This window comes from Lysinibacillus sp. CNPSo 3705 (assembly GCF_028674935.1).
GTDB lineage: Bacteria > Bacillota > Bacilli > Bacillales_A > Planococcaceae > Lysinibacillus.
In genome coordinates, this window is record NZ_JAQZSD010000065.1 from 1 (window position 1) to 24029 (window position 24029).

The window sequence follows — 24029 nt, forward strand, 5'->3', positions numbered from 1 at the left end:
TGAGTGCAACGTAGCGACAGCAGCACGATGTTGGTCACGAAGGCGTTATCACAGGATGTGATGCTTTTAGCCTTCGTTCCTCTATTGCTGATCTCCGAGGAGTCGCCCAGTCTCCACTCCAATCAACTATTTACATAGTAGATGTTTTAACAAAAGTCATCCACAACTTTTGGTGATGAACCATAAAAATCACTTAATTAACGTTTTTGGTAGCTAGGATGAACGGCATATTATCAAATTGTTTCTTGATGCTTTTCTAAAAAACTTTCACTTTTTCTTCATCAAAAATTCCTCTGTGGTAGCGCTGGCAATAGATGATGAAAACAATTGGTAATTAATACCTCCCAACTTAATTGAAAATAATCGATTGTTCCCCAATTATGAATACTGTGTTAGCAATTTTGCCAACTGTCATTTGTCAAAGGCCCCAAGACGCCTTTATCAGGTACTTGTACTGTGCACCCTATAAATAAGACGATTGAAACGATAAAAAAGTTATCTCTTTTTCATAATTTTTCCTCTTACAGCGCCTCGTACGCAGTAAGAACATCTTCAATATGGAATGGTGGTGTCCAAGCCTGCCCATTCGCATTCGTCGTCACGAAAATATATTGTTTTCCATCTTTTTCGATAATAGAGGCTAAGCAAAGACCTGCTTCAGGGGTGTAGCCCGTTTTTCCTCCCAATATTGTACCTTCTCCAACTGGTATTCTTGCTAATAGTGAGCTTGTTATCGTTAATTCATTTGGAACGTGAGTCATATAACTTTTCGAAGTCAAAATTTGATAAAAGGTAGGATTTTTAATGGCATAACGAAATAGCTTACTTAAATCACGGACACTGGAGACATGAGCAGGATCATGTAATCCGCTTGCATTAACAAAATGGGTATCGTTCAGCCCTAATTCCTGTGCTTTTTTATTCATTAATGTTACAAATGCTTCTTCACTACCTGCTAACGCATCCGCAAGTGTTCCTGTAGCATCCGCCCCAGAAGCAAGCAGTGTGCCATATAATAAATCCTCTATCGTGACAAAATCTCCTGCCTTAAAGCCCGCCATGGAAGCATTTTGAGCAGTAAATTTAGAAATCGTTTGTGGTTTAACAATGGTTTGCTTCTGCAAATCAGTAGTCATTTCAATAGCAACAATCGCTGTCATAATTTTCGTTAATGATGCAGGATAAATAATGTCATCTGCATTTTTTTCAAATAATACGTCTCCTTTTTCGTTCAGCAACAAAGCATTTTTACTATGCAACGAAGGTAGCTCTACTGGCGTTTGTTCCGTTGCTATGTGATTCGTATAATAAAAAAAGAATGCTACCGCACATATAAAACAAAATAAGACAAATTTTTTCATAAAAAAAAACGCCCCCCACACATTATAATAGGAGGCATTTATGATTATTCCTGTAGGGAATTTTTGAAGAAATAAGATTAATTATGCCCTGACATAATTGCGTTCAGAATCAGCTTTGTGCTTGGGCCTGCAGATGTTTTTTGCGCGAAAGCGTAGCGGCAGCAGCAGATGTTTTTTGCGCGAAAGCGTAGCGGCAGCAGCAGATGTTTTTTTGCGCGAAAGCATAGCGGCAGCAACGTGTTTTTTTGCCTGAGTTCCTCTATTTCATCTGCTGTTTATACACCCGCTCCAAATAAGTTAAAAATCATCAAAATCGGAACATATTTTTGTTATTGTTTTATTCGTTAATTTAAAAAATGCATCCTGAGATACTTCTAGCTTAAGTGTATCTTCCTTCATTAAATCTGCATATATTCCTCGTAAAATACGGCCTGTTAGACCATGTGAAATAACAATCACTTGCGGTATATGTTGAATAGTTTCTAACCAAGCACTTAGTCTGTTCACTACTAAGTCGTAAGCTTCTCCATTTGGCGCATTAAAATACCAATTATACACATCTGTGTTATGAAGAAGGTTGGGCCAAGAATTTTCAATTTCTTTCGTTGTTAGTCCAGCCCATTGTCCCACAGCCACCTCAGTTAAACGATCTTCTTTTACAACATTCTTCAAATCATATCCAATTGTTTCACAAATTATTTCAGTGCTCTGCATAGCTCTGCCTAATGGACTCGAAAAAACTTTCCATTCATTTGGATCTCCAATTAAACTTTTTAGCATTAGAGCATTTTGTTGTACTTGTTGTATACCCATTTCAGTTAATGGAGAATCGAGCTCTCCTTGATATCGCCCTTGTGTATTAAATTCAGTTTCACCATGACGGAGTAAGTATATCGTTTGGTTCTTCAATATTGTTTCCCCCTATAATTTCTCCCTAGCTATTACTAATATTTTTATATATTTTCATTTCTAATCCCAATATTATTCATTAGTATCGTCCCTTGTTTCGTTAAATTAAATTGGAAATGGATCTTATTTAGCTTCAGTGGATCAAACTGTGGATTTACTTCTTTAAAATCGTTCAATAAAAATCCATAATGTTGAAACACTGGTTCCGTCGTATTACCTATATTGGAAAAAGGTTTTTTCAGTAACTTTCCTTTTATGGCAGGTGTCAATTTGGCTATATAGCTAAGAGGCAGGCTCGCCTGGTTGCCATTTCTATCTTCTACTGTAACTGTAAAATCAATTAGTTCCTCCTGATTGTTCTCTTTTTCTTCCTTTCTACTATCTGCAAGTGAAAATACGATAGAACTGTTCTGCCCTATCTCTAATCCATTCTCGGGAAGAGTTACTATATAACAAGCTGGAGAAAATTTGTCTTTTGAATTCCACCCTAAACGAACGGCACTATAATCTGCCTCATTATTTTTCATTTTGACTTTTTCCTCTTTCCATTCCTTCAAATTCTTGCCGAACAGTTTGCCGCCTGGAACAGTGGTCGTGTTTAGATCAATATCTTCATTAAACGTAGCAATAAAAGATGTTTGCGAATCGTAGTAATTATTAATATAAAGCGTGTCAGGAAGCCATTCTTTAGCATAGCCTAAATCTTTAAAAATTTCCTTGTATTGTTTCTCTTCTTTCAACGTACTATCTAAAAAAGCAGATATCAATACTTTCGTGATGGTTTCTTGCTGATCGCGAGGCATAATTTGTTTTAGGTTAAAGAGTTGGTTTGCCGTACCAGCTAGATCGCCTCGTCCCCATTTTTCATTAAATTGCCCGTGATTGGCTCCATAAATATAGACCGACGCATTCATATAATCATCTTTATTCGTATAGGAAATCCGATACTGCTGATTAGAGCTATCAAAGCTATTTACGTCCATATCATGCGCCCCTTGTAGTGCCAAATAGTTTACGTTTTTTAACGGAAGCGGTTTCCCAGCAGGCATATATTGACCGTCTATTCCAGCAATAGAAATAAGCGATCGGATTGAGAAATTATAATCAAATTGAATATTTCCGTTACTAGGTGGGTGTTGCATTTCGTTAAAAGCAGCTGCAATCGCGATAGCTTCTCCACCTCTAGAATGCCCTATTAGTGCAATGTGTTCCATATCCACTTTTTGATAAAATGGATTGTTTTTAGTCCTGTTCCACTCTTTCCACGTCTGTAAATGCTCCAGCAATAATAATCCTCTCGCTGGATTCTCATTCTTTAGCGGACTAACCAAAAACAAATCATCGTAGGGAGAAACATTAAGAAAGTTTTCATCCACGGACACAACTATATAGCCCCTACTCGCAAGAAGGTTACCTAAATATTCGTAACCTGGATCAGAATAATCAGTCATTAAATGGTTTCCATGCACAATCATTATTAACGGAAAGTCTCCTTTCCCTTCTGGGTACCACACTTGGCCATTTAACGGCATTGCCTCAGGTCCAAAACCAAGTGTTCTCGTGCGAATAGAAGACCACTTTTCTACAAAATCGCTAGCGTCTACTGTTTTAGTTGTCAATGAATTTTTTTGGTTAAAGTCTTCTCGATAAGTATTCGGACTGCCATATGTGAGCTTTCTAATTGGATAATCGCCCGGTTTCGCCGGATTTCTAAGCATAGTATTGTCATACCGTTTCGATGTTTTCAGCTGCTTTAATACAACTACTGGGGTGTTCGCTTCCCCGGGATGAATCAACCAATAACCCCATGCTCCAATCCCTATAGTCAATATAAATAAACATGTGAGGACGCAAACTTTTTGATATTTTTTTGCTTTTTTATAGCTACCTTTTAACCATTTGTATAATAATGCTCCCCACAAAGAAACAACAACCGCAATTAATAGAATAAATAGGATAGTTACTTCCAAAGAAGAAGCGAAAAAGCAGAACAATAGAAATATTAGTGAACTAAAGAGTATCCATAAATATCGACTAGGAATTTTTTTCACACTATGCAATAGAAGAGTGATAAAACCACTTATTAACACAACGGAAATAATAAATACGAACATTCCAATAGTGTAATCTACTAAACTACGCTGATCTAAAAAAAACCTCCCTTGATTCAACATCAATAGGAATGCCATCGTACTTAAAGCGATAGCTGCACCTTTCCAACCTAATGACAATGGCTCTATACGATTTCGTTTTGCATATAGCCTTCTAACAAAATAAATGAGTTTCCTTTTGAATACTCCCAATTTGTTAATCCCCCTACCTACAATCTATTTCAAAATATTCTATTGTAGGTTACAGGATGACTCTTTCAACCAGCTTTCTTCTTTCTTTCAATAATCTTACATTCATTTTTGGATATTTTTTGAAGAACAAATCAGAACTTTTTTGGCAAGAAGAGGATAAAACTCGTCTCACCATTCGTTGTCAGCTTAATATTTCCACCATGTTTTTCGATAACTTGTTTGGCAATCGCTAGTCCTAACCCTGTACCACCATCGCTCTTGCGCGACTGATCCCCACGCACGAAAGCATCAAATATATTTTCTTTAATTGCTAGTGGAATGCCGATCCCGTCATCTTGAATATGAATTTCAATCCCTTTTTCCGTTGTTAAAAGCTTCAATCGTACGGTTGTTCCTGGTGGATTATATTTTAATGCATTTGAGAGAATATTAGATACAGCTCGGTATAACCATGTATAGTTGAATGAAAAAATGACTTCAACTTTAGGAATCTCAAAATGAAACATAAAATTTTTTTCTGCAAATGCTTCGTAATACTCTGCAGCGATTTCTCTCGTGAATTCGGCTATATCAGCTATTTGAAAGTCAAAAGGATAATCAGGGCTATCCAGTCTAGATAATTCAAAAATGTCGTCAATGAGTTCTGATACAAGCTCAGCCTTATCAGAAATTATGCGTAAAATTCGCTGCCTTCGCTCTTCATCATTAATTAATCCTAATTCCATTGCCTCAATATACCCTCTAATTGTAGTAATCGGTGTCTTTAAATCATGAGATAAATCCACAAGCATACGTTGCTTGTTCTCTTCTAGATGTTGCTTTTCCTTTTCTGTTCGTTCCAGTTGTTCTGCCATGGCGTTAAAATCATCTTGGATTTGGGCAAGCTCATAACTTGCTTTAAATTTTAGTCGCTTATTATATTGACCTCGAGCAATATCTTGGATGCCATCTGCAATTGAACGCAGTGGAGTGGTAAGCCTGGAGGCCGTCCACTTCCCAAAAATATAAACAGCAATCATCAATAAAGAGAGAAAAAGCAGAAGCGTTTGCAAGAGCATTTTGTAAAAGATCTGTTCGTTGTTATGATGATTTTTGCCTTCCATGACCTTATCCGTTTCAGATGTTAGGACTGTACCGTTTTCATGGGCAATGTCCGCAAAATAATTAAGAATCTGCTCATTTAATACAAACAATGAAAACGCAGCAATAAGTGCAATTGTAATGAAGAAATAACTATATGTAATAACTAATAAGCGCCGAAGCCGATTCGGAGATTTCATGGAATCAGCTCATCTTTCTTGGCAAATCGATAACCGAGGCCGCGAATGGTTTTTATATATACTGGTTTCCTTGGACATTCTTCAATTTTTTCACGAAGTCTGCTGATTTGCACCATAATTGCATTGTCATCAGCTATATAAAATTCATTCCATGCACGTTCAAAAATTTGTTTTTTTGTAAAGACGCGTCCCGGTTCACTCATTAAGAGTTTTAACAGTTCATATTCTCGAGCACTGAGCGGAATCGGTTTGTCTTTGATATATAGCACACATTCGTAGTGCGATAAAAGTAAATCACCCAACTTTAGCTGAGAGGGTTGTTGAGCTAATAATGGCTCATTAAATTCATAATACCTCCGTAATTGGGCTTGAATTCTAGCTGTCAATTCTAAAGGACTAAATGGTTTCGAAATATAATCATCTGCCCCTAATTTCAGTCCTGTTATTTTATCGTAGTCCTGACTTTTGGCAGAAAGTAAAATAACTGGAATTTTATACTGTTGCCGGATCATTTGGAGAAGTTGATAACCATCAATAATTGGCATCATAATATCTACAATGGCAAGGTCAATCGCCTGATTTTTCAACAGATTGAAAGCTGTTTTGCCATCAAACGCTTCTAATGTAATATATCCTTCTGCATTTAAGTAAAGCTTTAACAAGTCTACAATATCGGGATCATCATCAACTATCAATATAGTTTTGGCCATATCTATCCTCCTTCGCATATCCTTTAATGTATTCTATGTATCAATCTTCAATTCCTTTTAGATGTGTATTTCGCAAGGTAAATGAAAGATTGACATAGGTATTGTACCTGTTGCGAAAAATGGAGATATTCTTTCCGGTCTTCGGTTATAAAAAAACGCCAGCATCACTTTTTGTGACTACTGGCTCTCACTTGAACATACTTTAAAAAATACGAATGTAGAATTATATAAATGGTTTCACTCAATCCCCAACAGTATAACATTAGGCATATTTCCCCTTGCTGCTCAAACTAGTCATATAAGCGTTCTAGCAATCCCATCTCATAGCCCTTTGCTACTGCACCTACCCTCGTCTTGACATCAAGCTTTCGGTTTATAGCCGCCATATGATACTCTACAGTGCGCTTACTCATCGCTAACTCCCTAGCAATTTCTTTATTTGTCTTCTCCAACGCGATTTGCTTTAGTACTGCCTTCTCTGTCGGCGTCAATTGGTCAGCTCTCGGTAATGTAGTCATTTTCTCAGGTACGAGCCGCAACCCAAGCATACTCTGCCGAATGGCGTTTATAATTTGTGGATAGGTCGCCTGTTTAGATAAATAAGCGTGAATTCCTATCTCATAAGCTTTATGCACATATTCATCGTAGACATAACCTGACAACACGATCAACTTGATTGCCATATCGTAAGTCCGCTTTATTTCTATCGCCAAGTCAAATCCCGTCATACTTGGCATCGAAATGTCAATAACGGCGACGTCTGGCTTTAATGTACCGATACGTTTTAGCACCTCTTGGGGTTCACTGAAAGTCCCTACGACCAACATATCTTGCTCTCGCTCTAGCCGATTCTTTAATCCCTCCATGACAAGGGGATGATCATCTAGTAGCAGCACCTTGATCGGTTGCTCCATATTTTGCTTCACCTCTCTGTTTCGGTAGTCTAATGCGGACAATCGTTCCACGTCCAGCTTCCGCGTCAATTTCGATGTCGCCTCCAAATTGCGCAATTTGACTGCTGATTGTGACAAGTCCGAATCCTTGAGAATCGGTCCGAACACAGTTCATATTTGCTGGATCGAATCCAATGCCGTCATCGCTAATCTGTCCGCAGAACGCATCATCTTTTTCCCATAACCGAATCTCTAGCTTCTGTGCTCTCGCATGTTTGACAACATTATTGGCAAGCTCTCGCACAATGCGGAATAACGTCATTTTGTACAACGAAGACAATGTCTCTGGCAGTTTGTTTTCCAGCTTGATGGTTAGGCCTCCGTTCTCCTTAACTATACGTGCGAGCCAGAGCAGGGCTGCATCTAAGCCTGCCTGATCGATGATGTGCGGGTATAAATCATCGCACAGCATTCGGATGTCGCGTTGCGTATCATACAAACATTTTAACCAGACGGCGGTTAACCGCTTGTCACTTTGTTCTGTATCGTGTAATTCTTCCAAATCGCGTGCAAGAAAGATTAGATTCTGTAAAATATGATCATGCAAATAATATGACATTCGAACTCGCTCTGCTTGCTGTGCCTCTAGTAATCTGTATTCTGAGGTTTTCATTGGTAACCCACTTCTCGCTCCTCGTAGTTCGTCGAGTAAGGCAGCTCCCATCAGCAGTCGGACGGTTTCCAGCTTTACTTTGTCGATTAAGCCAAGCTCTTCTGGTGTAAAGGACGTATTATTTTTTTTGGGACCAAGCACCAAATAGCCAATTACCGTTCCGTTGGGCTGCATAAGATCTATCACTTGTTCAAAAACATTCGTGTTAAATTGACGGAAATTGGTTAACTCCTGCATTTCGGCGAATGGCCCTGTTCCGTACGTAATAGCCTCACTTCCCCGATTCCAGACAAAGCAAAGACCCTCAATGTCTGTCACGCTATGGATAAGCTCTGCAGGCATTCGCAGTAGATCGCGGCTATTGCGATGCTCGGCGAGTTTAATAGACATCTCCAGCCGCTGACGATCCAGACAATCTTTCCGTTTCTCTCGCTGACGTTTGAAGTTGTCAAGATTGAATCGATGTAGCAGTGTAAGAATAACGAACGCGCCGCACAATGTAAGTGTTGTCAGCGAAGCATTTGAACGGATAAGCGCCGCAATTAGGATTATCACAAGTCCTACATACAAACCATGAATAGCTAAACTGGGAAGATAAAAGCGGATGTCGAGCAGCTTCTGTCTGGCCCACAATGCTAGTATAGAAGCTGGTAGGACAATAAGGCCTACCAATGTCATTTCCGGCAACGCTATGTATTCCCCCCATAGCAGGTCTGGGAGCGCGTATAGAAACAGAAACGGCATCAAACCAAATGTCAGCGCAGTAACAAATGTCAGCAACCGATTTCTTTCAGCGCGATCCATCGCGCGCCAATATACGACAGCAATGACGATTATGGCAAGTAATATGCTAATCAGCGCGGTATGAAGAGCGCTCCGGGTCCACCCCGGGATGGTTCCAAGCGTGAAAACAAGTAATACGTACACGGAGAACAAGGCTGCCAGTACCCTGTAGGCTGCCATTAGTGAACTAATCCAATTAGGGACCGTGCGGAACACGAAGGCAACGAAGAAAGCAAACAACAAGTAAGGCAACCAACTTGTCACGACAGGCAATATCAATCCAGTAAGCGCCGTCTCTGTCGAATAAACAGATAGCAGCGTCGCCGCCATGAATACGTTCAGCGCATAAAAGCGGCGAACCATATAAGACTCGGGCTTGTTCCGATAAGCTGCCAGTCCGATAACGAGCAGAGCTAGCTCCGCGCAGGCTGCAAACAAACTCTTATACACATCATGTATCCCCGGTTCGCTGCGCAATTCGAAACGAACCAAATCCCTGCGCTCAAACTGAAGTACCCCCAATCGTTTCAGATAAGCACGATCACCGAGCTTCATTAATTCCGGCTGTTGACCGCCAACCGACAGGAGTTTGTCACCGATGCGGACGTCCCATTCTCTCGCCTTGCCGGCAGGATCAATGGATGCGATGACCCACGTGCCCCTATCTTCACGGAACATTAAACCAGTATATGGGTTCTTTAATGTCGTAGCATGTATATAAACCCCAACAAGCAGGAATAACAAAGCTGAACTGTATACCACCAAATTGTATTTCCGTGCAATTTCCGGCAAATTGCATCCCCCCCTTCGAGTGTGTACCTCTTAAAAAATCAATAAATCGAGCAAAAACCTAGGCTACGACAAGCTAGGGTTTATCGCACGCTGACTAAATACATATTAATCATCCCCCACAAAAAATTCACGAACAGATGTAACAGGATAGCGCCATAAATATTTTTGCGTAACTTAACTAAAATTTCTTCAGGGATAATTACAGCTAATGGAACGTACGCCCAATTGATGGGTATTTGCCACATGTGATAAAACTGAAAAATGATCGCTATCCATAACCAATCATGTTTGAGGCGTCCAACTTTACGTAACAAATAACCTCGAAAATAAATTTCCTCGCCGATAAAGTTGCCGATTAGGCCCAATAGCAGTATCAGAAACGGAAAGTTCGGGTCGTAATATCCTTGATAAAAAACATGCCATTCACCCATATGGAAAGCTGGGAACCCATTCAGCCATTCAAACAATGGCGGATAGACGTATTTTACATAAGGCAACGATAATAATGTGAACAACATCGTCAAAATTGGAAATACAAGCAGCAACCCTTTCAGATCAAGTCTGGCGAAGCCTAAATATACGAGCGATTCCTTGAATGAAAGTCCGTCCTTGTAACGAAGCAACAGGAAAGGAACGAGCATATGCCAGCCGGCGCTCAATAGGATGAGCACATATAACTGCACATAATGAGCCGATAAACCGGTCCATGCCATCATCGACTCGCGAAGCGGATAGATGAATACATATGCAATCAGACCGGGCAACAAGCCAAGAAACAAGTAGAAAGCGATTTCTTTCTTTGTCTTGGCTTCAAACTTTCGGACGAACTTGACATAAGTCGGATCGGACAAGTTGAAAAAATCGACGAATTTACGGTAAACTACGGACATAACAAAACCCCTCCCAAAATGAGCGTTAATTTCTTAGTACGCTCCTTGATCATAGCGGACTTCACTGTCAACAGAATCCGTATCTTCCGTCCATTTTAGGTTTACACACGCATCATTTTTGGGCGTTCACGCAAAGAACTCGTATTGCACGGTTGTTATGCTCAAACTTCTTTTTCTTCACAACTTTTTCAATAATTATGACCAATGAAAATTAGAATTTATCATCTTGGAAGAAGCATAGACATCAGTCACTGTCTATTCATTATATTGAATATATTGACAAAAAACCAAATATATCAATATGTTACTATATTAGCCTCATTACCATAACTTGGAGTTGATTTCCGTTCCGACTGGGCGCATTGTCTGTGCGAAAGAGAAGCGACAGCACCGGCGTTTTCATAGGATGTGATGCTTTCGCCAATCCCCAAGGAGTCGCCCAGCCGGCTTAAAGATCAGCCTATATCCATTTCATATGTTTTAACAAATATCTTCCACAACTTTTAATGATAAGCCCTAAATTCACCTATAAAAGTAACATTAAATGAGGGCTTAAAAGCAAGCGGCTATAACAATAGAATAATATAAACAAATCCAAAAAATAGACATAATGGACTGTAAAGCCAAGTATCGTATTTAGCAAACTGTGAGTATTTTATTTTTTTAAAAAATCCAACATACTTAAAATCACCAATTGCCCTAATAATGAAAACGAAAGCACAAACAATACTTCCGATTTTAGATAAACTATTTGCTTGGAACCCCTGCAAATAACCTTCTTGAACAACAATAATGGCACTAGCCAGTAAAATAAGAATAGCTACGAATAATGTCCCCCATTTTTTGGGAGTAAAAGCAGGTCTATGCTCTCCTTCTTTTACAGGGATAGCAGCGGCAGAACCCCAACGACCTCCAAAAGCCCAATAAAAATGCAACGAACTGATAAACCACAGAAGTCCTACAGCTACTAATATTAAAAGTAATGTCATTTTTTCGCCCCCCAATGTTTTAATTCAAACAAAACATACACATGCGTATGTTTATAGTAAAAATTTTGTCCCTTCAGGTTTTACAACCTTATTAGGGACATTAATTATCGAATAGGATGTTTTTTATGCGAAAGCGTAGCGTCAACGTAGTAACAGATAAATGCTAAGGGACGTGACGTTCTTAGATGGAGTTCCTCTATTTCAGCGAATATTTGGCGAACCGCTGAAAGAGGTTAAAAGTATTACCATTTTATCAATATCAAAATTAGGATTTTCTTCAAACCTTGTCATCCATCCTACATACGTTAAATAGGCAAGTCTCGCTCTATCAATCGATTCAGCTTTGTCGATGCCCTTTTTTTGATACAATTTCGCAACACACGAGATTCTTTGTTCTTCAATATTCACTAAGCGTTCTGCAACAACAGGATCATATTTTGCCCAAGTATAAATACCAATCTCCATTTTTTTATCTCGATTAAAACTAATTCGTAAAAGCTGTTCCAACGAGGCATCCTGTTGCTCCATACTTTGAACAATCAGCTTTGTTGCATGTATCTCCCAATAGTCGACCATAGAATCTAACAGCTCTTGATGGTCACGAAAATAGTGATAAAAGCTACCTTTACTTATTTTTAGCAATCGAGCAAGTGCTTCGATGCGAACTTTATGTATTCCTTCATCAGCCAATTGTTGTAATCCTGCTTTTATCCAATCTTCTCTTGTTAATTGCATGTCATCTCTCCAGTAAGATACGTTAGCGTATGTTTTACGTTAGAATACTATCGATTTCATTTTTTGTCAATTTTTCAATTTATTTATCTTTATGTACTTTAATGTTATTGTTAATCGTAATATTTATAGGCATTACCCTAGGTAAAATACAGGCGCATATTATTATAATAGCTAAAAGTTTTTTCATCTTTAATCTCCCTTTTTTGGTTACATTCCTATTTCAAATCACTTTGTTTATTGCTAATGCCAAGTTTTTTAATTACTTGACCTTAATGCCACTATTAATTAATTATGCCGAGGCATAATCGCGTCCAGAATCGGCTTTGTGCTTTGACCTGCAGATGTTTTTTGCGCTAAAGCGTTGTGCAACGTAGCGGCTGCAACGAAGTTGGTCACTTCAGTCATGCGTTGTTGCTTTCGTGCTTCGCTTGCCCACAGATAAATTGCCACAGGGCGTACGTTCTTAGACTGAGTTCCTCTGTCTTAGCGGACATTTTCTGAAAGAAGCTAAAATGTATTATCAAATAGATTTTCTGCAATGCCTTGTAAAATATCTTTCTCTGTAAACTCCATTAATTGTTCTCTTGTAATAGTTTTCTGTTGAATTAAGCGGTTTGACTGAATAGTTACGAGCTTTTCAAATAGGTTTCGGATATAGCGACCGTTCGAAAAGTTTGGAATAGCTTCGACTGGAATTTGATGCAATTGCTCCTTCATATGATGTGCAAATACGTCACCATACTCGTAATCATTATTTTTACATAGCATGGCAAAAATATCATAAAGCTCATCTGTGCTAAAATTATCAAACTGCACAAAATGATTGAAGCGTGATTTAAAACCTGGATTGGCAAGTAAAAATTCCTCCATGAGCTCTGTATAACCAGCAACGATCACAACTAAATCATCGCGTAAATCCTCCATCGACTTTAATAGACTATCAATCGCTTCTTTACCAAAAGCGTCCTGTTTATCATTAACTAGTGCATAGGCTTCATCAATAAAAAGCACGCCGCCCTTTGCTTTATTTACTACTTCTTGGACCTTCAAAGCCGTCTGACCAACATATCCTGCTACTAAACCTGCACGATCTGTTTCCACAAAATGCCCGCTTGAGAGTACACCAAGATGTTTATATATTTGGCCTATAATACGTGCCACTGTTGTTTTTCCTGTACCTGGATTTCCAGAGAACACTAGATGATAGGTGATTGGGAAGCTTGTTAAACCATGGTCGACACGCAAGCTTTGAATTTTAATGAAGTTAATAAGATTATGTAATTCCTTTTTGGCATTTGGAAGTCCTACAAGTCCATCCAGCTGCTTCTGTAATTTTTCAATTTCTCGCTCTATTTCTGGTGTTATTCGTAAACGTTCACCGTTAATAAATTCACCGCTATAAATAATTTTCCCTTCTTCATTGAAATAATCTCCTCGACCGTGCTTTTCTCCATTTACAAGTTCTCCGATATAGGAAGCCTGTCCATTAGTATAGTAAAGAGTACCATGTCCCGTCATAGCATCCTCTTTAAACTGCCCCTCCGATACTAGTACACCTTGACGAGAATAGTTCTTACCTTTTCCATGTTTCATATCCTCAAAGAAATAACCTTCATATTGAAGCGTTGTTACACCATTTGCAAGTTCCTCAGCACTTGGCGATTCTGGTGTGAAGTAAAGCTTTCCGGCACCTTGCATATGGTTCCAGATAAAATCACCTTCATATTGTAAAAAACCACTTGGATAGTATTGTTTTCCCTTGCCTTTCTTCATGCCATGGACAAAATCACCTTCATATTGCGGCTGATTTAAATGCAAATACTTAGTACGAAGCTCTTTAAATGGAGCAATAGCATCTTCCTCATAATACAAAATCCCGTAACCATCCATTAAATCATTACGAAAATGTCCCTCGTAATATATTTGACCATCCTTATATAAAATACCATTACCTTGTTTTTTATTTTGAATAAATTCGCCCTGATAAATCATTTGACCCTTTAAATACATAATGCCATTACCTTGCTTCATATGATTGACGAATTCTCCCTCGAATAACAGCTCCCCTTCTTGGTCAAATAGCGTACCTTTGCCATCATATATGTCATGACCAAAGTCATTTTTCTTCACGCCGCCCCGATACATTAATGTCCCATCTGGATACAATATATCTTTTTCTTCATGATTATATGTCATTTGATTGCCACCCTTTATCCATGTTCAGTATACGTTCAATTATAGCGTGGAAAAGAATACTTATGTGCGAATTTTCGGAATTCACAGGGTATTTTTTTAAGAAATTACACTCTTATAAGGTAAAAATCCGCTTCGATTAGTATCTACACGGATTTTTACCTTATTTTTTGTTTTTATATATAGCGATAATTTTGTTGCATCGATTGAATCGTTTCAATCATCTCTTCTCTAAGCTCAATTGGCTCTAACACTTCAATGTCTGCCCCTTGGCTCAGCAACCACATTTTAATACCATGTCCAAAAACTTCCGCTTCAAATAAATATTGCCCATCTTTTTTAGATAATATTTTTGCTGTTGGCAAACGATCTAACACAGCTTGTGGGGACGGTCCTTTAAAGATAAATTTCATACGCATTAGCTCGCCTGCATGCATAAACTGAATACGTTTGCGAAATTCTCCTTCTTGAAAACGTTCGGCATATGGTATTTGGAATTTTTTATCAAGCTCACAAAAATGTTGAATTCGGTCGACTCTATAAACAATGGGCAAATCCTTTTCATGCTTATTATCATAAGCAATTAAATAAAAGTAGTATTCCGAGAAAATAACGGCAAGTGGTTTTAAAATCCTTTCTGAAGGAATTGTTTCACCTTCACATAAATAATCAATTTTAATGATTTTCTTTTTTTGAACCGCCTCTGATAGAACCCAGATTAAAGGCAGTAGAGACTTTTTATGATTTAAATCTACGTACAAATGCTTTTCGTTTAAAATAATATTGTGAATAAACTCCTGCTTATCAGCCGCAACAATCGAAATAAGCTTATCTATAATATCACTCATTTCTGATTTTAGCAGTGCCCTTGATTCGATGAGAATTTTAACAATCGCTAAAACTTGCTCCTTTGATAAAATACTTTCTCCTTTATTTGTCAGCCTGTACACCTTTTCCGTCCGCACATATTCTAAATGGCAATCCAATTTAGCTTTTTCTAGGTACGCTCGAATTTCATTCAAATCCCGTTGTATGGTTTTTTCACCAACATTATGTGTTATTGCTTCTTGTTTTTTGTTAATTCCTTGACCATCCATTAGTCTGTCAAACATCGAAATGACCCGATAGCCTTTGTGTTGTTGTGAATCTACCATATATCCCACTCTCTCTTCAAAGTTACTTTTCTATTATACAAAAAGAGTTGGACACTATTAGTCCTTTTAACTACATAATTTCTATTTTATTGGTATAATTGGCATGACATTCTATACTTTTGTTATAATTCACATTATTTTTACAGTTAATTCCGTATAAGCAGATAAAAAGGACCTCAACCTCGGTGATTGAAGTCCTTCATTATTATATCAATGAAATACAAATGTCATGTTGCTCTTCGGCAAAGTGAGAGGTTGATCTCCGTTCCGACTGAGCACTTTGTTGTGCTACCGCTGAGACTGAGCGACTCATCGGGCATCAGCGGCCTCGGACACCCCAGGAAGCTTTGCTCTGCGCGAGCGACTCCAATCAACCATGTAGAATTTTTTGAGATAAAACGAAACTTCAGCAAAATTGAGTATTTATGCGAAAATTTGTAGCCTAGACAGAGTATTTAACAGATTATTCCTTTACTCTTACTGCAGTTCCATACGCTAATACTTCTGATGTGCCGTCCATGACCGATGATGTTGAAAATCTTACCGCAACAATCCCATTTGCCCCTAGTCTTCTTGCTTCTTCTTCCATAGCTTGTGTGGCAATTTCTCGAGAGCGAGTGAGCATTTCTGCATACTCCTTCATCTCTCCTCCGACAATATTGCGAAGTCCAGCCATCATATCGCGGCCAATATTTCTCGATTGTACCGAATTACCTTTTACTAAACCTATAGTTTCTACAATTTCTTTTCCTGCTATACTATCTGTGGTTGATAGTAACATACAAGAGCCCTCCTATTTTTTATATTTTTCAACGGCTTTAACAGCTTCAGTAATGGAAGTCGTAATCACTCCTGTGCGCTTAATTAAGCCAATCACAAATAAATTGCGATAAACAAACTGATTTTCAACCCCGTCGTGTACAAGTGCTTCTATTTTCATCATATTGTCCCGGCCTTGTTGACGAACATCTGTAAAGACGCCTACGATTGGTCGATTCAACATCGCAAATGCCCCAATCTCTGCTGCTACACCTGAATCAATCTCAACCCCATCTAAAACGGCCACTAATACATCGCTATTTTGCAGCATCTCTAAATCGGCTTGCGCAATCGCCAAACTATCAGCATATGCCGCTTTATCATTTATCGCATCATTTTCCTGTGGTACGTATAATTCAATACCTGGTACTGCCTCTCTAATTGCCGCAGCGAGTTGCTCGTTGACTAAACGATCTCCTAAAGAAAATAATCCATTTGCTAAGTATGCCTTCATAATAAAACTCCTATTCCAATGTTTTTTCAAACACGATTTTATGTCGATTTTTCTTATCCACAAAAGTGGAAATAATATCAAATCCATGTTTAAGATTTGTGATGAGCATTGCTTTTCGCTCATTTCTACCATATGTACGAACTTTTTTAAATCCAAGTGCCTGTATATGTTCATGCTGTCGCCCCATCAATTGACTGGCAATCCCTTGACCCCGTTTCTTTTCAAGGACACCGCCTAACCAACTGTAAAAAACGCCATCAGGATGTGTATAGCCTAGTTTAAAGCCTAGGATATCTTTATTTTCTACTGCTAATAAACAAATAAGTCCTTCTTTACTTTCAAGTTTTTCTAGTGGTAGATTTGCCCCATCAAATACATGTGCATGAATTTCCTGTAATTGCTTCAACCAATCATATGGTACGCCTTCAATTATGACGATATGCATTTTTATCACCCCTATCAGTCATTCATTATAGCAGAAAAGCTCAAACTATAAGGTTGAACATTGCAGTATTGTTTTTCTGGAAAAAATAACGTCCTTTATACAGTGCTAAGTGTTTATCCTATCGAACGGGAGATCTAATCCGCTCGGAGTTTTTGCGATAACAGAACAGTTTCTTAGGCTAACGGTTAAGTCAGGTGGTAACCTTTCCAAGACATTAACAACGGGTACGGCCACGTGACACCCATTCTCCTTTATTGTCGCCTAGATGCGGAGGGTAGGAATCATCCCTGTTGGCAAATGCGTAGCTTTAACATAAAAATGCAGTATCCAATACTCATGTCATTTACCCAATAAACGGAAAAGAAATCCTTGCGGTATGATATTTTCTCTAAAGGCTCTTCGCAATATCACTGTTTTTAATGCAAACGGTATCTTTTCCACTCTCCTTACGGTAATCATCCTTTGATTCGAGTAAACCGATATATCGCCAGCCATCAAGTTTCGTCCCAAAATAATAAAAAACCTCCCACTTTTATACGAACCCAAACTCATTTCATTTGGATATTTTGTTCGTTTTAGCGGGAGATTATATTCTATCATCCGATTGTTTCCACAATGTTTCCTTGCTGATCTTTAATATATGTTTTTTGAATTAAGAGTGAAAGTTCCGGTATAGAAGACAATTCAAATTCTTTTTCTTGTGGCATCAAGTTTTGATTGAGTTCCATAACTGCCTTTTCATTTAAAGTTATGGTAACATCCGCTTCCTCCACGCTATAGCCACATTTTTCTCCGGGCTCAAAAACAACTCGGATTTCTCGACCAACTAAGGTTAGCCTTTTCCCTTTTAAAATCCGTCCGCGTAAAAGTTTACCGATTATTGCTGCTTGCTTTGCCCCCAGCGTTAACTTATTCAACTGTTTGCTGAACAACCCTGTTTTCCCCTGCTCCCAAGCTAGTTGGTCCACAAATAAATAGCCGGTATTTGAGCCTTCTTCTGCCATTCCTTTTTCTACCGCTTCAGCAATGGATGAAATCTGTAAAAGAGATACACGAGATAAGTCAGTAACATAGCTCGGGATATATTTTAGACCTGCATTTAGTACACCAATCGTATTCCAAGTTTGCATCGCCTCAAGCTCATCGCCTGTAATCCCTACCATTTGAATAAACTCTACTTGTCCATTTGGTGTATCAATAGCAGGTAACTCGGGATCTAACGTATATGCAAGCGCTGTTAAAAGCGTGTCAGCACCTTCGCAGATTGGACCATTAGCATCCAAATAATCGCCTGCTCTGAAAACATTGCCACTGTCAAAAACATATCTTCCCATGTTTTGTAGCAAATTTAGCGCCCACGCTGGCGGCTCCTCCTCATCTTCATTTCGAGCAAGACGAAATGTTAACTCAAACCCATACCCGCTGTATTTCGCATCTTCAGATTCTTTTTCATATAACTCGGAAAATCCATAAGTTACAAAATGCCAGTGTGGAACTGGTGTCTCACTCTTATAGGCGCTGATTCCTTCAAGTGGATCTTCTCCCCCTAATAAATATGGAATAACAGTTCCATAATGCTTCGGCTCCTGTTCTCCGTAAACTTTTAATAACTGCTGATCAATTGCATCCCAACCATATGCATTTACTTCTTCGCTCATCATCAACGCCCCCTATGCATTTCTATATTACCTATAATTATACTATAAAGTATATAACACACTCCAAAGAGAATAATACCTAGTTTAATACCTCTAATCTTACTAGTTTTTTTATTAATCGGTGGTGGATATTGAGTACAAGTTACTAAGTCCTATGGCAATCTATAGAGACATGGCTAAATATGAAGCCTCAACGGATATCTAAATGCGCCGAGGCGTTATTATGGCGTGGATAAAATAAGTTGAATGCTTCAAAATTTCGCCTTAACCGTATAACATAGCTGTTGAACGCACACTTTGTAAGTAATCTGCAAGCTTCCCCGCATATACTTTTTCTAAATAAGGTAATTGTGCGAGACAATGGGGTGTCATTAATGCTGGGTTTTGATAAACTTTCAGCCCACCAACCTTCAAAAGAGTCGCTACAAATTGTGAGCAAAAATAAGCACGCTCTCTTCGTACCTCCTTTTGCATCATAACGCCAAAGAGCCCAATAAAATTATATTTATAGCGATCACGATTCCAATACATATAACGTACGATTTTCATCATCTCTAAGTATTGATACTGAGATATTTTACAACGATAAATTACACAATCAGCTGTTTCAAATAGCCCTCTTTCTGCATCCTCTTGCAAAAAACCCCCACTTAAAGGATTATTTAATTGTCTACGTCCAAAGCTATACATTTCAAAAAGTTCCTCATCAAAAGCAATGGACGCATGATTCATCGCTTTTCCAGTATACATGCCTATAGCTTTTGATAATAATGTACCTGTCTTTGTTAATACTATGTAAATGGTATATGCCATGTCCTCACCCACTTCAATATTCTTCCACACTACCAATACGTTTTAAATATTCAAACGGTTTCATAAATTTCCTTTTTTTATAAGTATAGCTAAAGAAGTTGACTTTTTTCTTAGAAAAAAATGAAAATTTTCTTAATTTTCATCAATAAAATACTTTTAGACTTATGTTTTTACGCCATCTTGTGATTTACTGATTTTTACTAAGAATTTAAGTATAGGTATGTACAAGAAATTTTAAATATGATTGCCGATGTGTGTGGTGTAAAGTTTGAGGCTTTATAGGAGCTTAAAAATTTGAATGTAGCATAGAGTCACGGACAAAACCCTGGTTAAATAAGTATCCTTATAACCAATAGAGGGCGTGTCTTTTTTTGAGTCAAAAATGATACAATAAAAAATTGAAACAAACTGTAGTGGAGCTTATCACTCTGGTATGTCCAGTCAACTGTCTAGCGTGCCTTCCACAAGGAATCGATTATCTAACACCAGATGAATGCGAAAGAATATACCGGCTATAGCGTAAACTTAACGGGTAAGTTATCTTCCCCTTCATATTTTTGGCTTAACCCCTGAGTTTTTCATGACACTTAGATCAAATTTCCATTAACCCCCAATCGCTGGCGTAATTGGGGGTTAATTTCCATACTAGCAATTTTCAACTGGCTTTTTTATTGCCGGATTTTCATATTTTAATTCTTTATTATTGCCTGGGTGTTGGCACAATTATTTTGGTATATACGTATCGCTTCTTTTAAAAATATTTGCTCCTTTTCTGTAAAAGGATTGGGAAATTTGAATGATTCTGTGAATGGTAGCTTTTTCTCAACCAAATCTAAATTTCCTTTCAATGTTTCATTCATAAGTTGCAGAAGTTTTTTAACAGTTTCTTGAGCTTCTTTTGAAGAAGGTATAGCTTCTATAAATGTTAAATGTTTAATTTCTGATAGAACTTTAGCCCATTTTTTATCTAGATCGATTTCTTCGGATTTATTTATATTAAATAATTCATCAGTTATATCTGAAAAGTGTTCTTTAAACCATGTTTCAGTATTTTCAGCAAACATTAATTTTTGAAGCATAGCACAAAATATCTCGATATTAATGATTTCCTCATCTTTTACTGTTTCAATAAGGTGATTTATATCAGATAATATATTTATAATTTCAAGCTTTTTGGCTTCAAATAACTGTTTTTGTGCGTTTAAAGATTGTAAGATAATTTCACCTTTAACAGTGTTTTTTTGTAGTATGTCTTTAATTTCCTTTAGCGACAAGCCTAGAAACTGTAATGACTTAATGTTTTGTAAAGTAGATAGATCCTCTGTAGTATATAATCTATGTCCACCCTCTGTATAATCACTTGGTTTCAATAGGTCGATGCTGTCATAATATCGAAGGGTTCTAATACTAACACCAGACGTTTGCACAAGTTGACCTATCGTAAAAATACCTTTCTCCGACAAATTATTCTCTCCTTAATGATTGACTTTAAAGTATCGTATAACAGGATAAGAAAACTTTTTTCCATTTAAAGTATAAATTGCTGCAATTAAAATTAATATGGTTTCAAGAATAATAAGTGCAAAAGAAAGGATTGAAACTGCGCTCCATTTTTTAGACATCAAAGTTAATAACAAAAAAACTGGGAAGAAAGTAAAATGAAGGTTCATTCCTTCTTTTGCATGGTCAGCAAAATATTTATTCTTATTCCTTGATACTAAGTATACCAATATAGGTAAAATAAAGGTTAATAATAGCGAGAACAGGTGCATTAAACTTGCCAATCCTCTGTTTAATATACTCTCTTTTTTCACTGTGCTTTTCCTCCAATAGCATATTTTTAATTGTTACCATTTACAATGAGTAACTAAATTCATCATAAAAGGTAACGCTACTGGAGATTCAAGGACAAAGAATAATTTTTTTCATTAAACACAAGAATTCACGTTTGGTTTTTTGTGATTTCGGTATCTATGTTTAGGTGATTAACTTCAAATAAGGTAGCGGAGTATTTCAAGTAATTTCTTTAAAGTTTTCCTTATGTTAAATACTTTATCAAATATAGCTGTTGTTATTTTTAGTTTGCTCTATTATATGATATAATCGCTTTACTGACTAACCTAAGCAAGTCAAATTGAGCTGTAGCGATACCGTACGCTACAGCTTTTTTTGTATTCTCTTCCTCAAGGGTTATGGCTTTCCAAATACTCCTCGGCTAATTGTGGATTTTTATATATGGCCATACCAGTTTTCAATTTTTTAAAGCCGATCTTTTCGTAAAAAGGTTCATTTCCTGTTGTTGCAATTAGCTGAATACAAGAAACATCCTCTAATTGGTCGATGATATCCTCTAAAAGAATTTTAGCTATCCCGCTTCTTTGATAATTTTTATGTACTACAACATCATAAATCGCAGCATTAAATACTCCATCTGAAAGAGCTCTCGCAAAACCTATAATTTTATGATCTTTTACTGCGAAAACTTGATGTGTACTTGCATTGAAAACTTTTTTTATTATACGTTCATCATGTTTCATCATCCACCCTACTGATTGATAAACTTCTTTTAACATTGTTAGCTCGTTTTCCTCTACGTCATATTTAAGTAAAACCATTTTTACTCCCCCTATTTTTTCTTTTAATGTTGATAACTATATTTAACCATCAAACTAAAGAGATTACATACCATTTATAAATTAAGTCTCTTGACGAACGTTTGTTCTGATATTAAAATGATTAAAAAGGAGGCAATTTTATGCAAAAAACGAACATCATTGAATTAGCACATTTCTCAGAAGAGTATGTGGCTATTTTGAATGCCTTTGAGCTTCCGGAAGAACAAAGGCAATTTACTGCCCTTCCAAAAGAGATTTCTATAGAGATGGTTGGTCAATATCCGATTGTTATTTTGAGTGACCATGTACCTGTAGGATTTTTTGTCCTGTATGCAACAGAAAGAGTAAAAGAATACTCTAATAATCCAAATGCTATGCTGCTTACTGCATTATCTATTGACCATAAACAACAAGGAAACGGGTACGCCAAAAAAGGGATGTTAGCTTTGTCTGAATTTATGAAGAGGGAATTTAAAGAATATAATGAAGTTGTTTTAGTCGTTAATCATAAAAATATTCCGGCTCAAAATTTGTATTTAAAAGCTGGCTTTGTCGATAACGGGGAAAGAAGAATGGGACGTATTGGTGAGCAAATTGTTATGAACCTAACCATTTAATAAATGTAGATATGAATTCTCAAAAATCACTCGTTATGACATGAGTGATTTTTTTCTGTGGTTTTGACAATCGGCTATTTAAAGAAAAAATGCCAACGACAAATTATACTCTTTTGGATGTTCCAATTGAATTATTCCACTTTCAAATTTTCAAGTTCTCTCCTGTAGTTTACATAATATTTTTATTTAGAAATAAAGTATTCCTCTATGTTGTAAGTTCTCATAGTAACTCTCTTGCTTCCACACCATAAACTGCTTGGGAACATGCTGCCCCCACCGTCATCAATAGCTATACCTTTATTACAACCTCATAATAAAAGCAGATGGCTATGTAGAGGTCCACTACAGAACTCTAAACCATCTGCCTTTATAGGCAATCACTTTTTTAAAAAGAATGGAGATACGTTTATCCCTAAGTCTCCAATTCTACACTTCTCCTTTTTTACGAGCTGCCATTTCATCTTTCATTTCTTCTTTTAATCCTTCAATTGACTTTTGACGTCGCTTATTTTTTTCTTTAATCATTTCACTTTGCATAGGGTCTGCAAACTCCAAACTAATTTCCGCTTCATGAAGTTTTTCTTCAGTGTTTTTAACGATATCACGGATTCGCTCAACGTTATTGGATCTATCATCCGGTTTTGAGTGTCTTGAATTAGCCATGGTAACCTCCTAAAATTTTGACATAAATCTAGGTTGGCTAATTTAGAATGTTCCTATGTGTACTAATTTTTACTAAGAAGAATGCTACCTTTTTATTTCCACTTATAGTAAACATGAGATTATATAAAATAACTTTCAACTCAAATGGCATAACAGAATTATTCGTTCCTCGTAAAGTATTTAATAAAAGTTCCCTTATAATCAGTTTAGCATGCGCATTAAGGATATATTATATCCGCATGTTTTCTATTTTATGGTTACCATTCTCCAACTATATAAT

Annotated in this window: 22 protein-coding genes; 1 reads left to right on the forward strand and 21 read right to left on the reverse strand. The window is 37.3% G+C overall.

The annotated features are described in order from the left end of the window. Window positions 1-521: 521 nt before the first annotated feature. From PVA17_RS20500 to PVA17_RS20595, 20 genes are all read right to left on the reverse strand, one after another. Complete coding sequence (locus PVA17_RS20500) at window positions 522-1361, reverse strand: D-alanyl-D-alanine carboxypeptidase family protein (protein WP_274068779.1); 840 nt, start codon at window positions 1359-1361, stop codon at window positions 522-524. 297 nt (window positions 1362-1658) lie between these two features. After that, window positions 1659-2270, reverse strand: coding sequence for a histidine phosphatase family protein (locus PVA17_RS20505; RefSeq protein ID WP_274068780.1), 612 nt, complete (start codon window positions 2268-2270; stop codon window positions 1659-1661). 44 nt (window positions 2271-2314) lie between these two features. Then, complete coding sequence (locus PVA17_RS20510; RefSeq protein WP_274068781.1) at window positions 2315-4573, reverse strand: YrzE family protein; 2259 nt, start codon at window positions 4571-4573, stop codon at window positions 2315-2317. 131 nt (window positions 4574-4704) lie between these two features. Continuing rightward, window positions 4705-5853, reverse strand: coding sequence for a sensor histidine kinase (locus PVA17_RS20515; protein WP_274068782.1), 1149 nt, complete (start codon window positions 5851-5853; stop codon window positions 4705-4707). Next, the gene (locus PVA17_RS20520; protein ID WP_274068783.1) at window positions 5850-6563 is read right to left on the reverse strand and encodes a response regulator transcription factor; all 714 of its coding nucleotides are present in this window, start codon (window positions 6561-6563) and stop codon (window positions 5850-5852) included. The genes PVA17_RS20515 and PVA17_RS20520 overlap by 4 nt, the downstream gene beginning before the upstream one ends. A gap of 290 nt (window positions 6564-6853) precedes the next feature. Then, a complete protein-coding gene (locus PVA17_RS20525) occupies window positions 6854-7477 on the reverse strand; it encodes a response regulator transcription factor (RefSeq protein ID WP_248716158.1) in 624 nt (207 codons plus the stop codon). After that, on the reverse strand, window positions 7443-9704 hold the full coding sequence (locus tag PVA17_RS20530; protein ID WP_274068784.1) for an ATP-binding protein: 2262 nt from the start codon (window positions 9702-9704) through the stop codon (window positions 7443-7445). The genes PVA17_RS20525 and PVA17_RS20530 overlap by 35 nt, the downstream gene beginning before the upstream one ends. 80 nt (window positions 9705-9784) lie before the next feature. Continuing rightward, the gene (locus PVA17_RS20535; RefSeq protein ID WP_274068785.1) at window positions 9785-10594 is read right to left on the reverse strand and encodes a CPBP family intramembrane glutamic endopeptidase; all 810 of its coding nucleotides are present in this window, start codon (window positions 10592-10594) and stop codon (window positions 9785-9787) included. A 566-nt stretch (window positions 10595-11160) separates the two neighbouring features. Further along, on the reverse strand, window positions 11161-11583 hold the full coding sequence (locus tag PVA17_RS20540; RefSeq protein WP_132360994.1) for a DUF3995 domain-containing protein: 423 nt from the start codon (window positions 11581-11583) through the stop codon (window positions 11161-11163). 201 nt (window positions 11584-11784) lie between these two features. Beyond that, on the reverse strand, window positions 11785-12318 hold the full coding sequence (locus PVA17_RS20545) for a TetR/AcrR family transcriptional regulator (RefSeq protein WP_274068786.1): 534 nt from the start codon (window positions 12316-12318) through the stop codon (window positions 11785-11787). Between the two features lie 507 nt (window positions 12319-12825). Further along, window positions 12826-14514 carry an AAA family ATPase gene (locus PVA17_RS20550; RefSeq protein ID WP_274068787.1) on the reverse strand — a complete coding sequence of 563 codons (1689 nt, stop codon included), beginning with the start codon at window positions 14512-14514 and terminating at the stop codon, window positions 12826-12828. Between the two features lie 173 nt (window positions 14515-14687). Beyond that, window positions 14688-15665: a helix-turn-helix transcriptional regulator gene (locus PVA17_RS20555; protein ID WP_132361000.1), complete on the reverse strand. Its 978-nt coding sequence runs from the start codon at window positions 15663-15665 to the stop codon at window positions 14688-14690. Between the two features lie 463 nt (window positions 15666-16128). Continuing rightward, the gene (locus PVA17_RS20560; RefSeq protein ID WP_274068788.1) at window positions 16129-16446 is read right to left on the reverse strand and encodes a YbjQ family protein; all 318 of its coding nucleotides are present in this window, start codon (window positions 16444-16446) and stop codon (window positions 16129-16131) included. A 12-nt stretch (window positions 16447-16458) separates the two neighbouring features. Continuing rightward, complete coding sequence (locus tag PVA17_RS20565) at window positions 16459-16938, reverse strand: nucleoside 2-deoxyribosyltransferase (protein ID WP_132361004.1); 480 nt, start codon at window positions 16936-16938, stop codon at window positions 16459-16461. Window positions 16939-16948: 10 nt separating this feature from the next. Continuing rightward, a complete protein-coding gene (locus tag PVA17_RS20570; protein ID WP_274068789.1) occupies window positions 16949-17383 on the reverse strand; it encodes a GNAT family N-acetyltransferase in 435 nt (144 codons plus the stop codon). Window positions 17384-17979: 596 nt separating this feature from the next. Next, a complete protein-coding gene (locus tag PVA17_RS20575) occupies window positions 17980-19041 on the reverse strand; it encodes a suppressor of fused domain protein (RefSeq protein WP_274068790.1) in 1062 nt (353 codons plus the stop codon). Window positions 19042-19305: 264 nt separating this feature from the next. Next, window positions 19306-19854 (reverse strand): hypothetical protein, encoded by a 549-nt coding sequence (locus PVA17_RS20580; RefSeq protein WP_132361008.1) that lies wholly within the window; start codon window positions 19852-19854, stop codon window positions 19306-19308. Between the two features lie 689 nt (window positions 19855-20543). Further along, window positions 20544-21317 carry a MerR family transcriptional regulator gene (locus PVA17_RS20585; RefSeq protein ID WP_274068791.1) on the reverse strand — a complete coding sequence of 258 codons (774 nt, stop codon included), beginning with the start codon at window positions 21315-21317 and terminating at the stop codon, window positions 20544-20546. Between the two features lie 12 nt (window positions 21318-21329). After that, the gene (locus tag PVA17_RS20590; protein ID WP_274068792.1) at window positions 21330-21668 is read right to left on the reverse strand and encodes a DUF4870 domain-containing protein; all 339 of its coding nucleotides are present in this window, start codon (window positions 21666-21668) and stop codon (window positions 21330-21332) included. Between the two features lie 369 nt (window positions 21669-22037). Next, window positions 22038-22469: a GNAT family N-acetyltransferase gene (locus tag PVA17_RS20595; RefSeq protein WP_274068793.1), complete on the reverse strand. Its 432-nt coding sequence runs from the start codon at window positions 22467-22469 to the stop codon at window positions 22038-22040. 140 nt (window positions 22470-22609) lie between these two features. Here PVA17_RS20595 and PVA17_RS20600 point away from each other — a divergent pair, with 140 nt between their 5' ends. Further along, a complete protein-coding gene (locus PVA17_RS20600; RefSeq protein WP_132361014.1) occupies window positions 22610-23086 on the forward strand; it encodes a GNAT family N-acetyltransferase in 477 nt (158 codons plus the stop codon). Window positions 23087-23512: 426 nt separating this feature from the next. Here PVA17_RS20600 and tlp read toward each other — a convergent pair whose 3' ends face one another. Then, on the reverse strand, window positions 23513-23749 hold the full coding sequence (tlp, locus tag PVA17_RS20605; RefSeq protein ID WP_053595505.1) for a small acid-soluble spore protein Tlp: 237 nt from the start codon (window positions 23747-23749) through the stop codon (window positions 23513-23515). Between the last annotated feature and the right edge of the window lie 280 nt (window positions 23750-24029).